The sequence below is a fragment of the Oliverpabstia sp. genome (genome assembly GCF_022785585.1).
GTDB lineage: Bacteria > Bacillota > Clostridia > Lachnospirales > Lachnospiraceae > Oliverpabstia > Oliverpabstia intestinalis.
The window spans coordinates 1-15,027 of record NZ_JALFPR010000044.1 but is presented as its reverse complement, the minus strand read 5'-3'; the positions used below and the strand labels follow the sequence as shown (position 1 = coordinate 15,027).

11 protein-coding genes, 1 tRNA gene and 1 pseudogene are annotated in these 15,027 nt (G+C 45.9%); 11 read left to right on the top strand and 2 right to left on the bottom strand.

The window, feature by feature from the left end; translation table 11 throughout:
* A partial coding sequence (gene istA, locus MSA64_RS02535; RefSeq protein ID WP_287890406.1) for an IS21 family transposase occupies positions 1-871 on the bottom strand: 871 nt, incomplete at its 3' end.
* A 166-nt stretch (positions 872-1,037) separates the two neighbouring features.
* Between istA and MSA64_RS02530 the strand changes: the two genes are divergently transcribed.
* The 3 genes and pseudogenes from MSA64_RS02530 to MSA64_RS02520 form a co-directional block, all read left to right on the top strand.
* Positions 1,038-1,277 carry a hypothetical protein gene (locus tag MSA64_RS02530; RefSeq protein ID WP_287890404.1) on the top strand — a complete coding sequence of 80 codons (240 nt, stop codon included), beginning with the start codon at positions 1,038-1,040 and terminating at the stop codon, positions 1,275-1,277.
* A gap of 36 nt (positions 1,278-1,313) precedes the next feature.
* Positions 1,314-2,375 (top strand): metallophosphoesterase family protein, encoded by a 1,062-nt coding sequence (locus tag MSA64_RS02525; RefSeq protein WP_287890402.1) that lies wholly within the window; start codon positions 1,314-1,316, stop codon positions 2,373-2,375.
* A 111-nt stretch (positions 2,376-2,486) separates the two neighbouring features.
* A pseudogene (locus MSA64_RS02520) lies at positions 2,487-2,747 on the top strand (ATP-binding protein); the annotation flags it as partial.
* A 48-nt stretch (positions 2,748-2,795) separates the two neighbouring features.
* Here MSA64_RS02520 and MSA64_RS02515 read toward each other — a convergent pair.
* A complete protein-coding gene (locus tag MSA64_RS02515; RefSeq protein ID WP_154433155.1) occupies positions 2,796-4,265 on the bottom strand; it encodes a nicotinate phosphoribosyltransferase in 1,470 nt (489 codons plus the stop codon).
* A gap of 372 nt (positions 4,266-4,637) precedes the next feature.
* Here MSA64_RS02515 and MSA64_RS02510 point away from each other — a divergent pair.
* The 8 genes from MSA64_RS02510 (at position 4,638) to MSA64_RS02475 (ending at position 14,475) form a co-directional block, all read left to right on the top strand.
* Positions 4,638-4,709: transfer RNA gene (locus MSA64_RS02510), tRNA-Gln, on the top strand.
* A gap of 146 nt (positions 4,710-4,855) precedes the next feature.
* The gene (locus MSA64_RS02505) at positions 4,856-5,557 is read left to right on the top strand and encodes an acyl-[acyl-carrier-protein] thioesterase (protein WP_227597206.1); all 702 of its coding nucleotides are present in this window, start codon (positions 4,856-4,858) and stop codon (positions 5,555-5,557) included.
* 249 nt (positions 5,558-5,806) lie between these two features.
* On the top strand, positions 5,807-6,649 hold the full coding sequence (locus tag MSA64_RS02500) for a CvfB family protein (protein ID WP_287890399.1): 843 nt from the start codon (positions 5,807-5,809) through the stop codon (positions 6,647-6,649).
* Positions 6,650-6,808: 159 nt separating this feature from the next.
* A complete protein-coding gene (locus tag MSA64_RS02495; protein WP_022171691.1) occupies positions 6,809-7,411 on the top strand; it encodes a class I SAM-dependent DNA methyltransferase in 603 nt (200 codons plus the stop codon).
* Between the two features lie 77 nt (positions 7,412-7,488).
* The gene (locus MSA64_RS02490) at positions 7,489-10,971 is read left to right on the top strand and encodes a DNA polymerase III subunit alpha (RefSeq protein ID WP_154431532.1); all 3,483 of its coding nucleotides are present in this window, start codon (positions 7,489-7,491) and stop codon (positions 10,969-10,971) included.
* Between the two features lie 78 nt (positions 10,972-11,049).
* Complete coding sequence (gene pfkA / locus MSA64_RS02485) at positions 11,050-12,036, top strand: 6-phosphofructokinase (protein WP_154431533.1); 987 nt, start codon at positions 11,050-11,052, stop codon at positions 12,034-12,036.
* Between the two features lie 160 nt (positions 12,037-12,196).
* Positions 12,197-12,985: a TrmH family RNA methyltransferase gene (locus tag MSA64_RS02480; protein WP_117525940.1), complete on the top strand. Its 789-nt coding sequence runs from the start codon at positions 12,197-12,199 to the stop codon at positions 12,983-12,985.
* A gap of 2 nt (positions 12,986-12,987) precedes the next feature.
* Positions 12,988-14,475, top strand: a complete 1,488-nt coding sequence (locus MSA64_RS02475; protein WP_287890393.1) for a polysaccharide deacetylase — start codon at positions 12,988-12,990, stop codon at positions 14,473-14,475.
* Positions 14,476-15,027: the final 552 nt, after the last annotated feature.

Genomic DNA, 15,027 nt, shown 5'->3' with positions numbered 1-15,027 from the left:
ATAATTCAAGCTTTTCTCTGATTGCACAATTTAATTCGGCAAGAGAAAAAAACTGTTCATTCCGAAGTGCTGCTGTTATCCAGGTAGAGATATTTCCTACCGTTCCTTCAGCATTCGGCTTATCCTTTGGTGTCCTGACACGGGCTGGGATGATAGCTGTGCCATAGTGTTCAGCCATTTCATGATAAGTTTCATTAATCTGCTGGTCTTTCCAACCACCATTGTGGACAACTGCAGTCTTGCAGTTATCCGGTACGAGAATTCTGGCGACACCGCCAAAAAACTCATACATATGGATATGTGCAGTGATCCATGATTTCTGCTTCATATCCAGAAATGCTTCTACATATGCATACTGGCTGTAAGTCATTACGCCAACGAATATGTAAGCCTTTAAGATTTCACCGGTATCCGGGTCGATGATTGTTGCAGGATCCCCTGCCCAGTCAACTTCAACCTGCTCACCGGGTTTGCGATTGATGTGCATGGTAGCGCGTCGTTTCTGTTCATCCTGTTGGATGTGATAGCAGAATTGTGAATACATAAGCGGTTCATCGCCGTTAGCACGGCAGTCCTCCATGTATTCCGTCCACAGAAGCTTTTTACTGACTCCGTTGCGGAGCAATTCTTTGTGGATGTAGTCGTAGTCAGGCATGCGTTTGTTTTTCGATACCAAACTTTCCTTAGCAAACATAAGTCTTTGAAGTTCAGTATCCGTCATAGATTCATCAAGAGGCCAAGAAAGATTTAATTCTCTGGCACGTTTTTGAACCTTGACTACAGTTTTCTGAGCAACACCACAGCTTGCCATGATGTTACGTTGAGAGAAGCCCAATCCAGTAAGACGGATGATTTCTCGATATTTGGTCATAATCGTGACCTCCTTGTAATGAATTTACACCATAGGGTGCATATCTTCATTATAAGGATTTAGTAATAAAATGATTTCCTTTTTGACGGAATCGTGATTTCCTGCAAAACGTAATGGTGATTTCCAAGCACCGGACAAGTGATGGATTTTACCCCGGATTATTCATATGGCTTTTGGAGGTGTAATTGTTGCCTGCTCAGTGATTGCATTTATTTACACGCTGGTATCATATTTTATGGGACATGTCAGCCCGGGATGGTCTTCACTGATGATTTCCATTTGGTTTTTGGGTGGAGTGCAGCTGTTATTTATCGGAGTTGTCGGACAATATGTAGGGAAAACATATATAGAAAGTAAGGAACGTCCGCGGTATAATGTGGAGAAGTTTTTGAATCATGAAGAGTAATTCAAAATTTCTCAGATAGTACAGAATAGGAATGGGATGTATAATGGTTTATTGAGAAATATATGTGGTGAAATAGAAAATTTTGATAAAGGATATTTTGACAAGTGCGAAAATGGAGGGAAAATGAGAAAAGTATTGGTAGGTCTGATGTCTGTGGGTTTGATGTTAGAAATGTTGTGTGCATGTGGCTCGCAGACGGAAAAAGTTATACCGAATGAGGTAAATAATGAAAAATCGCCAGTAGAAATAGAAGAGACGGAAAGAGATGTTTTGCCGGATAAATCCGAAAAGGTAATTGAAATTCCAGGTCTGAAAAGTCAATACAAATTAATCGTAGTAAACGATCAACATATTATAGTTCCCGATGGCGATTATATATCAGAAAAAAGTGAAGAAATCAAGCAACGTGTTACAATGTTTTCAAATTCTGCCGGAAAAACTTCGCAGGAAACGTGGCCGGAAATAGTAGATGCAATCAATGCGGAAAATCCAGACGGTGTAATCTTGAATGGTGATATGATCGATTTCTTCTCAGAAGCTAATTTGAACTGCCTGATGACAGATTTAAAAAGGATTAAAGCTCCGGTTATGTATAATCGTGCAGATCATGATTTGGGAATCTGGTATAGTGATACATATACAGACGAGGATGTGCAGCAGAAAGAGAAAGAATCCTGGGATATGGAAGAGATAATGGTTCAGGATTTTGATGAGTTCCTGGTTGTGGGAATTAACAATAACACCAGCCAATTATCAGAAGAGGGATTGGAAAGATTAAAAGAATTGTGGGCAGAAGATAAACCAATTATTTTAACAATGCATGTTCCGCTGAAATCGCAAGTAAATGATGGTCTTAGCGATGCTTCGAAGGCTGTATGGCAGGATCGGGCACTTTTGTGGGGAACAGATTGCTTCTATAGCCCGGATGAAGTGACACAACAATTTCTGAACATGGTATTTGCAGAAGACAGCCCGGTGGTTGCTGTGATAGGCGCGCATCTGCATTTTGCGTATGATGACCAATTGACGGAGAAGATTCCACAGTATGTGTTTGATGCTTCGTTTAAGGGGACGGTTGGGGTGCTTACGGTGAAGTGATGAAAGAGATTTGCTAGATGAAGTAAACAGAAGGTGTCATGCTGGTAGATTGGCTGCTCTGATATAGAAAATGCAAATCGATAGGTTTATATTATATAGAATGACAACAGGCAGGTTACTGTAACCGCATATCGGAAGGAAAAAAATATCTGTCTGTCCGTAGAAGATACCGGAAGCGGAATTCCGGATGAACTGAAGGAACGGGTGTTTGAACCATTCTTTCGTGTAGACAAATCCAGAAGTCGGGAGCTTGGAGGGGTAGGCCTGGGACTGGCTCTGGTTCGTGAGATCGTGCGTGTACATGACGGCAGTATCACCGTTCAGTCCGGCTCGTCCGGCGGAACGGTCTTTGATGTGGTTTTCACGCAGTAATTAACGCCCCCACTGTACAGGTGGGGGCGTTGGCTATACAGGAGTTGTTTACTGCAGATCCAGTGCTTTCATACTCATCTCTTCCAGCAGCTGGGATTTTACTTTATACAGCTTGTCGGACAGATCCACATATACTTTCTGTGGATTTACAAGACGGCGTGTCTCCGGCCACAGGGTTTCCTGCTCTTTTTTGCAGATTGCCTGCATCTCCATAACAGAAGGAGAAGTGTAGACACACAGACCTTTCTGGAATACCGGAACGAGAAGTTCACGCAGGGTGTAAGTTCCGCCTTTGATCTTGGTTTTTTTCCAGGTTTCAATCGGATCAAAGATGATCATATCTTTACTCTCATCAAAGGTTTCGTTAACCATACAGATCAGATCGGCACGGATCTTGCCGGTTGCTTTGTCATAGATACGGTAAATGGTTTTATTTCCCGGGTTTGTGATTTTTTCTGTGTTTTCAGAAAGTTTGATCTTCGGTACGAAATCTTCATCGTCCTTATCTTTGATGGCTGCCAGTTTGTAGACACCGCCGAATGCCGGACAGTCTTTGGAGGTGATCAGGTTCGTGCCGACACCCCAGGAATTGATTGTGGCGCCCTGGGCTTTCAGGCTGTCGATCAGGTATTCATCCAGGTCACTGGAAGCGGAGATGATCGCATCGCCGAATCCTGCAGCTTCCAGCATCTCGTAAGCTTTCTTTGACAGATAAGCCAGGTCACCGCTGTCGATACGGATACCGTATCCATGGAAGTTAGGGTCTTTTTCTTTCATTTCTTTGAAGACACGGATGGCGTTTGGCACACCGGAGTCCAGAACGTCATAGGTATCTACCAGAAGCAGGCAGGCATTCGGATACAGATTTGCATAGGTTTTGAACGCGGTATATTCATCCGGAAAGCTCATGATCCAGCTGTGTGCGTGTGTACCTTTGACCGGGACACCGAACATCTTTCCGGTCAGCACGTTGGAAGTTCCCACGCAGCCGCCGATCACAGCAGCTCTTGCACCGTAGATACCGGCATCCGGGCCCTGGGCACGGCGAAGACCGAATTCCATGATACCGTCGCCCTTTGCAGCGTAAACCACGCGGGAGGCTTTGGTGGCGATCAGACTCTGATGGTTGATGATATTTAAGATTGCAGTTTCCACCAGCTGTGCCTCCATGACAGGAGCAACTACTTTTAAGAGCGGTTCTCTCGGGAATACAACGGTTCCTTCCGGGATGGCATAAATATCACCGGTAAAGTGAAATCCTCTCAGATATTCCAGAAAATCATCATCGAACAGATTCAGCCCCCGCAGATATTCCACATCGTCCGGAGAAAAGTGCAGATCACGGATATATTCGATGACCTGTTCCAGGCCGGCTGCGATGGCATAACCGCCGTCACACGGGTTCTGTCTGTAGAAAGCATCAAATACAACAACCTGATCGGTAGGGTTTTTAAAGTAGCCCTGCATCATGGTTAATTCATATAAATCAGTTAATAAGGTTAAATCCAGCGCTCTCATGGCGTACCTCCATATCGTTATTGTTGTCCGATCAGACTCGGCAACTTCTGTAACTGTTCGGTGTCAGTATATACATCCGGTGTACGGGGCAGATGTTACAGGCGCTCTTTGTACTTATAATAGAAGATACAGAACAGTTATCAATTTTGTATAGTATACCATTTTGAAAAAATAAAGTAAACCTGTGGGAGGGAAATGGAATGGGAATACGTCTGAAAAATGTGGAGATGAAAATACGAAAAAACGCCCTGAAAACAGGTTAAAAAAATTTTTAAAAAAAATTTAAAAAAACACTTGCATTTTTCTGAGAGGTGCTATATAATACATCTTGTCGCTGAGCGATACAGATAAAAAGCAAAGCACAAAAGACAATGGGCTATCGCCAAATGGTAAGGCAACGGACTCTGACTCCGTCATTTCAAGGTTCGAATCCTTGTAGCCCAGCTCTAAGCCTTGGATAGTGATCCAAGGCTTTTTTCTTGCTTTACAGAAAAGTGCTCTCCGGCAAAAAAACGCTCCGCGAGGATGCGCCGGGAAGAATCCCGGATCGGCAGGAAGAGAAACGAAAGATTACAGGAGGAAGGGTCACGATGTATGCATTTGAAAGTAAAGTCCGTTACAGTGAAGTTGGCGAGGATACCAGGATGACACTTTACAGTGTGCTGAATTATTTTCAGGACTGTAGTGTATTTCATTCGGAGTCGGTAGGAAGAGGTACGGCCGTGCAGGAAGAATTGGGAAGAGCCTGGGTGCTGACCGGCTGGCAGATCGAATTCAGGAGAGCAGCTGACCTTGGGGAAAGCATACGGATCTCCACCTGGCCGCATGGATTCCGGGGATTTGTCGGAGAGCGTAATTTCCTGATGGAAACACTGGATGGGGAAGTCCTGGCTTGTGCGGACTCAAGCTGGGCATATATCGATGTGAAAACCGGACATCCGGTAAAGGCATCAGAGGAAGAACGGGCAGCATATCCGGTGGAGGAGAAACTGGATATGAAATCGTTGGGAAGAAGAATCCGGATTCCGGAGGAGCGGCAGGAGATGGGAGGCTTTACCGTCCGCCAGTATCATCTGGACTCCAATCATCATGTAAACAATGCACAGTATATCCGATTGTCGCAGGAATACATCCCGGCTGATTTTCAAGTGCAGAGACTGCGGGCAGAATATAAGAGACAGGCAGTGCTTGGAGATCAGATTTTCCCAATGGTTTCGAAAACAGAGGACAGCTATGTGGTTGCTTTATGTAATGAAGAGAAAGAGCCATATGCGGTGGTGGAATTTTCCTGAACATACGAAGTGAAAAGTAGAGAGATATATAAAGAAATTACCAGGAAATGAAGAAATTACTGGGAGAAGTCTGCAAAATATATTATAATGAAGCAGAAATAAGCAATGACAGAATGAAAAGACTGCCATTTCGTGAAATATGCAGGAAACAACAGATATCAGATGAATGGCTGACGAATGCAAGACAGTCTGAGATTACACAAATACACACGCAGGAGTCTGCGTGAACACAGTTACGGAGGAACGAGCATGATTGAATTAGGAAGAAGACAGAAATTACAGGTAGTAAAAAAAGTGGAATTCGGTGTCTATCTTGGAGAAAAGGCAGATGCGAAGGAACAGGAGAGGGTTCTTCTGCCGGCAAAACAGGTACCGGCGGAGACAAAAGTAGGCGATGAACTGGAAGTATTTATCTATCGGGATTCCGCAGACCGCCTGATCGCGACGACAAGAGTACCGGCTCTGGAGCTTCATCAGACAGCAGTGGTAAAAGTTGCGGAAGTTGGGAAAATCGGAGCATTTCTGGACTGGGGTCTGGAAAAAGATCTGTTGCTTCCATATAAAGAGCAGACCGTAAAGGTGAAAAAGGATCAGGAAGTGCTGGTTGCCTTGTATATCGACAAGAGTGACCGGCTCTGCGCGACCATGAAAGTATATCCGTACCTGAAAACGCAGTCTCCGTATGTGGTAGAAGACCAGGTAGAGGGAAGAATCTATGAGATCAGCGACAATTTCGGAGTTTTTGTGGCAGTTGATGATCAGTATTCCGGTCTGATCCCGAAGACAGAGGCGCAGGGACAGTACCGTCCGGGTGAGAAGGTAAGCTGCCGTGTGACAAATGTAAGAGAAGACGGCAAACTGAATCTTTCTCCGAGAAAAAAAGCATACCAGCAGATGAATGAAGATTCCGAACTGGTGTTAAAGGTAATTGGTGAGTATGCAGGTGTGCTGCCGTTTGATGACAAAGTGTCACCGGAGGTGATCAAGCGGGAATTCGGACTGAGCAAAGCGGCATTTAAACGTGCGGTCGGTCATTTGTTGAAAGAGAAGAAAATCAAGATCCAGGATAAACGTATTTACTTGATTTTTTAGGCGGCAGTTGCTATACTATACAGTATATTTTGGTAACACTTTGCAGTCAGGATCCTGTGGAAGAAGCGGGAAGATGTAAGGTATGACTGTTGACAGTAAAAAGATAGTATGCAGTTGGAAAAGAAAACAACTGTCTGAGTAATAAAAGGAGGATTATCGTTGGACTCGATAGACTATTATAACCGGTATGCGGTGCCCTATTATGAAGAAACAGTAGATGCGAGCATGGAAGAGGTTATGAAGCCGTTTGTGGAACTCCTGTCCGAGGAGTCGGAGAATGCAGAAGTATTGGATCTGGGATGCGGTTCCGGAAGGGACACCCTGTTATTGGAAGAATATGGATTTTATGTAACACCGATGGATGGCTCAGAAGAGATGTGTAAACTTGCAGAGGTAAACACAGACAAAGAAGTATTGCAGATGACTTATGACGAGATGGAATTCGATGATGTCTTTGATGGGATCTGGGCGTGTGCCTCACTGATTCATCTGACGGAAGATGAGATGCGCAAGGTTATGAAGAAACTTGTACAGGCGCTGAAGGAAAACGGTGTACTTTATTTTTCCGTACATAGAGGCGACCGGGATGGAATCTATCATGGACGTTATTTCCATGACTACAACAGAAGGGAACTGCAGAGTCTGATGGAAGAATATCCGGAACTGGAAGTGGTTGATATATGGACCACACAGGATGTGCGGTCAGAAAAGTCGGATAAGCTCTGGCTGAATGTACTGGCACGAAAAACAGGAAAAGAGTAAATGCAGAAAAGTCTGGACGGCGTAGTACCGGCCAGACTTTTGCGTTTTATTTGGTACAGGATATAGGAGGAAAACCGATGGGATTTACACATTTGCATGTGCATACGGAATACAGCTTGCTGGACGGTTCCAATAAGATCAAAGAATATGTAGCCCGGGTGAAAGAACTGGGGATGGACAGTGCGGCGATCACAGATCACGGTGTGATGTATGGCTGTATTGATTTTTATCGGGCGGCAAAGGAAGCCGGAATCAACCCGATCCTCGGATGTGAGGTCTACGTGGCGCCCGGTTCCCGTTTTGATAAAGAGATGCAGCACGGAGAAGATCGGTATTATCATCTGGTGCTGCTGGCGGAGAATAATCAGGGATACAGTAATCTGATGAAGATTGTTTCTGCAGGTTTTGTGGAAGGGTATTACTATAAGCCGCGAGTGGATCTGGAAGTTCTGGAAAAATATCATGAGGGGATTATCGCGTTAAGTGCCTGCCTCGCCGGTGAGATTCCCAGATTCCTGACCCGAGGTCTGTATGAGGAAGGAAAAAGAGCGGCACTGCGTTATCGGGAGATTTTCGGAAAGAATAATTTCTTCCTGGAATTACAGAATCATGGAATCCGGGAGCAGGAGATAGTCAACCAGCAGCTGGTGCGTATGAGCAGTGAGACAGGGATCGAACTGGTATGTACGAATGATGTACATTATACCTATGCGGAAGATGCAGGCTCCCACGATATCCTTCTTTGTATCCAGACCGGAAAAAAAGTGCAGGACGAGGACCGTATGCGCTATGAAGGTGGTCAGTACTACGTCAAATCAGAAAAAGAGATGGCGGCACTGTTTCCATATGCGCCGCAGGCTCTGGAAAATACAAAAAAGATCGGTGACCGGTGTCATGTGGAGATCGAATTTGGCGTGACCAAGCTGCCGAAATATGATGTCCCGGACGGCTATACTTCCTGGGAATATCTGAATAAACTTTGCTGGGAGGGGCTGGAGGAGAAATATCACCCGGTGACGGAAGAACTGAAAGAACGTCTGACCTATGAATTAAATACAATTAAAACCATGGGATATGTGGATTACTTCCTGATCGTATGGGATTTTATCAAATATGCGAGAGATAATGATATCATGGTAGGACCTGGACGTGGTTCTGCGGCAGGAAGTATCGTTTCTTATTCTCTGGGGATCACACAGCTGGATCCGATCCGGTATCAGCTGCTGTTTGAACGTTTTCTGAACCCGGAACGAGTATCCATGCCTGATATCGATATCGACTTCTGTTTCGAACGGAGACAGGAAGTTATTGATTATGTGGTGAGAAAATACGGAAAGGACCGTGTGGTGCAGATTGTTACTTTTGGTACGATGGCGGCTCGCGGCGTGATCCGCGATGTGGGAAGAGTGCTGGACTTTCCGTATGCGCAGGTGGATACTATCGCAAAGATGATCCCGAATGAGTTAAATATCACGATTGACAAAGCACTGAAAATGAATCCGGAACTTCGCAATCAGTACGAGGGTGATGAGCAGATCCATTATCTGATCGATATGTCCAAACGCCTGGAGGGTCTGCCGCGGCATACGTCGATGCATGCCGCCGGCGTGGTGATCAGTCAGAAAGCAGTGGATGAATATGTGCCGCTTTCCCGTGCCTCAGACGGTTCGATCACAACGCAGTTTACGATGACGACGCTGGAAGAACTGGGACTTCTGAAAATGGATTTTCTTGGATTGCGCACGCTGACCGTGATCCAGAATGCGGTAAAACTGGCGCAGAAAAGCGAAGGAATCGAACTGGATCTGTCGAAGATTGATTATAACGACCAGGCGGTACTCGGAATGATCGGAAGCGGAAAGTGTGAGGGTGTGTTCCAGCTGGAAAGTACCGGTATGAAAAACTTTATGAAGGAGCTGAAACCGAAGAGCCTGGAAGATATCATTGCCGGAATCTCCCTGTACCGTCCGGGTCCGATGGATTTTATCCCTCAGTATATCAAAGGAAAAAATGCACCGGATCAGATTACTTATGACTGTCCGCAGTTAGAGCCGATTCTGGAACCGACCTATGGTTGTATCGTTTATCAGGAGCAGGTTATGCAGATTGTGCGTGATCTGGCCGGGTATACGCTGGGACGAAGCGATCTGGTACGGCGTGCCATGGCAAAGAAGAAAGCAGCGGTCATGGCAAAAGAGAGGGAAAACTTTGTGTACGGCAATGAGGAGGAAGGTGTTCCAGGCTGTATCGCAAACGGAATCAGCGAGCAGGTGGCAAATAAAATCTATGATGAAATGACGGATTTTGCCAAGTATGCATTTAACAAGTCACACGCTGCAGCTTATGCGGTGGTATCGTATCAGACTGCCTGGTTAAAATATTATTATCCGGTGGAGTTTATGGCGGCGCTGATGACCTCGTGTATCGATAATCCGTCTAAGGTATCCGAGTATATCTTAAACTGCCGGCAGATGGGAATCAGGATCCTGCCGCCGGACATCAACCGCAGTACCGGCAGCTTTTCTGTAGAAGACGGCAGCATCCGGTATGGAATGGCGGCTGTGAAAGGAATCGGAAAGCCGGTGATGGAAGCGATCGTGGAAGAGAGAGCGCGGGGCGGTTTATTTTCCTCACTCAAAGACTTTTGTCAGAGGTTAAGCGGAAAAGAAGTGAATAAGCGGACCATTGAAAACTTTATCAAAGCGGGAGCCTTTGACAGCTTTGGCGGAACGAGAAAGCAGTTTATGATGATCTATGTGCAGGTGATGGATACGGTCAATCAGGAGAAAAAATCTTCGATGACCGGTCAGATGAGTCTGTTTGATATCATGGGAGAAGAGGATAAAAAGAGCTTTGAGATCCGCCTGCCGGATGTGGGAGAGTACGCGAAAGAAAGCAAGCTGGCATTTGAAAAAGAGGTGCTTGGTGTGTATATCAGCGGCCATCCGTTGGAAGAGTATGCAGATGTCTGGAAAAAGAATATCACGGCAGCTACCTCGGACTTTTATCCGATGGAAGAGAGCGGTCTGCCCAAGGTGAGAGATGGAGCGAAAGTGATCGTCGGCGGCATGATCACGGAAAAAACGATCAAATATACGAAAAACAATAAAGTTATGGCATTTATCACACTGGAAGATCTGGTGGGAACGGTGGAAGTAGTTGTATTTCCAAGAGATTATGAAAGAAATGCCGCACTGATCGAGACGGATTCCAAAGTGTTTATCATGGGAAATGTGTCGGCTGAGGATGACAAGGCGAGTAAGCTGATCTGCGAAAAAATCGTCTCCTTCGATCAGGTGCCGCGGGAACTGTGGATCCAGTTTGCCGACCGGAAACAGTACGAGCAGGAGGTAGCAGAACTCTATGATACCCTGCGCCAGTCTGACGGCAGCGATCATGTGGTGGTGTATCTGCGGGCAGAAAAACAGATGAAACATCTCCCGGCCTCGCGAAGCGTGGAAATTGAGGATAATCTGCTTGGTATTTTACGGGAAAAATACGGCGCGGAAAATGTCAAAGTTGTGGAAAAGAGTATTGAAAAACAGCTTCATATGCATTAAAATATAAAACGATAAGGCGATAGAGCCGGATGATGCGTTATCCGGTATTAGATTAGATATATTAGTGGAGGGAACATTATGGAAAAAGAACTCAAGACCATTGGCGTATTGACAAGTGGAGGAGATGCTCCGGGAATGAATGCTGCAATCCGTGCGGTTGTTCGTCGTGGACTGAGCAAAGGACTGAAGATGAAAGGTATCCTGAAAGGATATGACGGATTGCTGAATGAAGAAATTATTGATATGACTGCAAAAGATGTATCTGATATCATCGGTCGTGGTGGTACTATCCTGTATACTGCACGTTGCGCAGAGATGAGAACAGAAGAAGGACAGAAAAAAGCAGCTGATATCTGCAAAAAACACGGTATTGACGGTCTGGTAGTTATCGGTGGTGACGGTTCTTTTGCAGGTGCGCAGAAGCTGGCAAACCTGGGAATCAACGCAGTTGGTATTCCGGGAACCATCGACCTGGATATCGCATGTACAGAGTATACCATCGGTTTTGATACCGCTGTGAATACTGCTATGGAAGCAATCGATAAAGTACGTGATACTTCTACTTCTCATGAGCGTTGCAGTGTCATCGAAGTTATGGGAAGAAATGCAGGTTATCTGGCTTTGTGGTGTGGTATTGCCAACGGTGCAGAAGATATTCTTCTTCCGGAAAAATATGATTACGACGAGCAGAAGCTGATCAACAATATCATCGAAGGAAGAAAACGTGGTAAAAAGCATCACATTATCATCAATGCAGAGGGTATCGGACATTCCAGCAGCATGGCAAAACGTATTGAGGCAGCTACCGGTATTGAAACCCGTGCAACGATTCTGGGTCATATGCAGCGTGGTGGTAATCCGACATGTATCGACCGTGTACATGCTTCTATGATGGGATCTTATGCAGTAGATCTGCTGGCTGAAGGAAAAACAAAACGTGTCGTTGGATACAAAAACGGCGAATATGTGGACTTTGATATCAATGAAGCACTGGCTATGGAAAAAGGTATTTCCGAATATCAGTACGAAGTTGCAAAATCTCTGTCTGCAAACTATTCCAAATAATAAGGCGAGAATAACGGCGGCATACCTTCTGAGTCGGTATGCCGCCTTTTTGCATTGCATGTCAATAATTGGTCCGGTGGACCGGTTTTGACTCGCGGGCAACGAGTCAGAGTCCGTGCTTGCATGGAACTTATATAGAAAACAAAGGAATGGGTATACTATGATAACAAGCAGTAGTAATGCGCAGGTAAAACAGATGATCCAGCTGAATAAGAAAGCCCGGGAGCGCAGAAAACAGGATGTTTTTATTGTGGAAGGTCTGCGGATGTTCAGGGAGGTTCCAAGGGATCGGCTGGTGAAGACATATGTGTCTGAAAACTTTCTGGAGGATCCGGAGCATGAGGCTCTTTTACAGGGGATTCCTTACGAAGTGGTGAAAGATTCGGTGTTTGCACAGATGAGTGATACACTGACACCACAGGGGGTACTCACGGTTGTGCGACAGTATCATTATACTATGGAGGAACTGATGGGTGAGAAGGAACATCCGTTGTTTCTTGTCCTTGAGGATCTTCAGGATCCGGGAAATATGGGGACGATTTTCCGGACAGCGGAGGGAGCCGGGGTGGACGGTATCTTTATGAGCACCAATTGTGTGGATATTTATAATCCCAAAACAATCCGTTCTACTATGGGTTCTGTTTACCGGGTACCTTTTGTGATCGCACCGGATCTTCAGGATGTATTTGCATGGTTCAAAAAGCAGGGGATTCGTTCTTATGCGGCACATCTGAAAGGAAAAGGCTGGTATGATGAGCAATCGTATGTCGGAGGAACCGCATTTTTGATTGGAAATGAGGGAAATGGTCTGACAGATGCAACAGCCGGTCAGGCAGACTGTCTGATCAGGATTCCGATGAAGGGGCAGCTGGAGTCTCTGAATGCCGGGGTGGCAGCAGCTATTCTGATGTATGAGGCATCCAGACAAAGAAGAAAGGAGTATAAATAAAAATGAGTGAGAAGATGGATAAGAAAGCTTTGAAGAAAAAGAAGAAGAAAAAATCCATGGTGATGAAATCGGTGGTTCTGATCCTTTTACTGGTTGTTCTGGCAGTATGTATTTTCTTTCTGGCGAAGACTCTGAAAAAGGATCAGGTGCAGGGAAGTACACAGAAACCGGATACGGAGCAGAGTCAGGATGGCGCAGATGCTACGGATGATACGGAAACAGGAGACGATGCTTCTTCTGACGCACAGGATACGGCAGCACCTGCAACAGATGCAAAAACGACGGCGATGGAGCAGGCCGAGTATCTGGCAGCTACGTATGATTATGATGGTGCGATCGAGACGTTAAATGGCGTGGAGGGTGCAGCTGATGACCCGGAGATCACGGCAAAGATCGCTGAGTATCAGGCAACGAAGGACAGCTGTGTTCCGGTTAACATGGATGAGGTGACTCATATTTTCTATCATTCTCTGATCGTGGATCCGGATCGTGGTTTTGCGGGAGATGACAGTATTGCAGCCGGTTTCAAGCAGTGGATGACTACGGTGGATGAGTTTAATAAGATCACGCAGGCAATGTATGATAACGGATATGTGCTGGTTCGCCTGAGAGACCTGGTGGTCGAGACAACGGATGCGGATGGTACAGTGCATTTTACGCCAAATACGGAACTGAAGCTTCCGGCTGGTAAAAAAGCATTCGTGATGTCGCTGGATGATCTGAGTTATTATCACAGTTACGATGGAAGAGGTATTGCTTCGAAGATCGTGCTGGATGAAAATGGAAAACCTACCTGTGAGTATGTGCAGGCAGATGGAACAACCGTAACGGGCGCTTATGACTGTGTTCCGCTTCTGGATCAGTTTATTGCAGAGCATCCGGATGCATCTTATCACGGTGCAAAGGGTATGATCGCACTGACCGGTTATGATGGAATCCTGGGTTATCGTACGGATATCGCTTATAAGACGCATGAGAATCTGACCGCTGATCAGCAGGCGTGGCTGGATGCACATCCGGATTTTAACTGGGATGACGAGTGTGCTGAGGCAAAGAAGGTGGCAGACGCGATCAAGGATGATGGCTGGGAATTCGCAAGTCATACCTGGGGCCATATCCGGATCGGGGATGCAAGCATGGAGCGGATCCAGACGGATACGCAGAAGTGGCTGGAGTATGTAGCTCCGTTGGTTGGCGGAACGGATACCATTATTTTTGCACATGGACAGGATCTGGCGGACTGGCATGATTATACAACAGATAATGAGAAGTTTAATTATTTGAGCAGTCAGGGCTTCCATTTTTATTGTAATGTGGATTCGAGTCAATATTTCTTACAGATCCGGGATAATTATGTGCGTCAGGGCAGACGGAATCTGGATGGATACCGGCTGTGGAATGATGTTCACGGAGATGTGAACCGGACGAGTGATCTGTTCGATGCGAGCCAGATACTGGATCCGCGGAGGACGGATGTGCCGGCACTGTAAACTATAGAATGTGTTTAATGCCCTGTCGGGAGGGGAAGCTTTCCGGCGGGGCGTTTTTTATTGCGTTGGATATCAATCATTGGTTCAGTGGTTCAATTTTGATTTTGTTGGGTATAACTATTGGCGGGACGGACGAAAGTCCGCACTTACCCGATAAGAACAGACAACCGCTGGCAACGCCGATCTGAGCTAAGTCCTAAGAAGAACTAAGGTGCCAGTTCGCGGAGAGCCGCTCACTGTCAAGTTCTTCTAAGGACTGGATCTCATCTCGGCTAAGGGCGCCAGCAAAAGGCTGTCTGTTCTTATCGGGTAAGTGTGGACTTTCTGGGGGTTGGCGGTGGGGAGGTGGTTGTGTGGGGAAGGTATTGGCAGTGGGGAAGAGATATAACAAACAGATGGCAGGATGAATGATTACCGGCGGGACGGACGAAAGTTCACGCTTACGCAATAAGGCCAGACAACCGCTGGCAACGCCGATCTGAGCTAAGTCCTAAGAAGAACTAAGGTGCCAGTTCGCGGAGAGCCGCTCACTGTCAAGTTCTTCTAAGGACT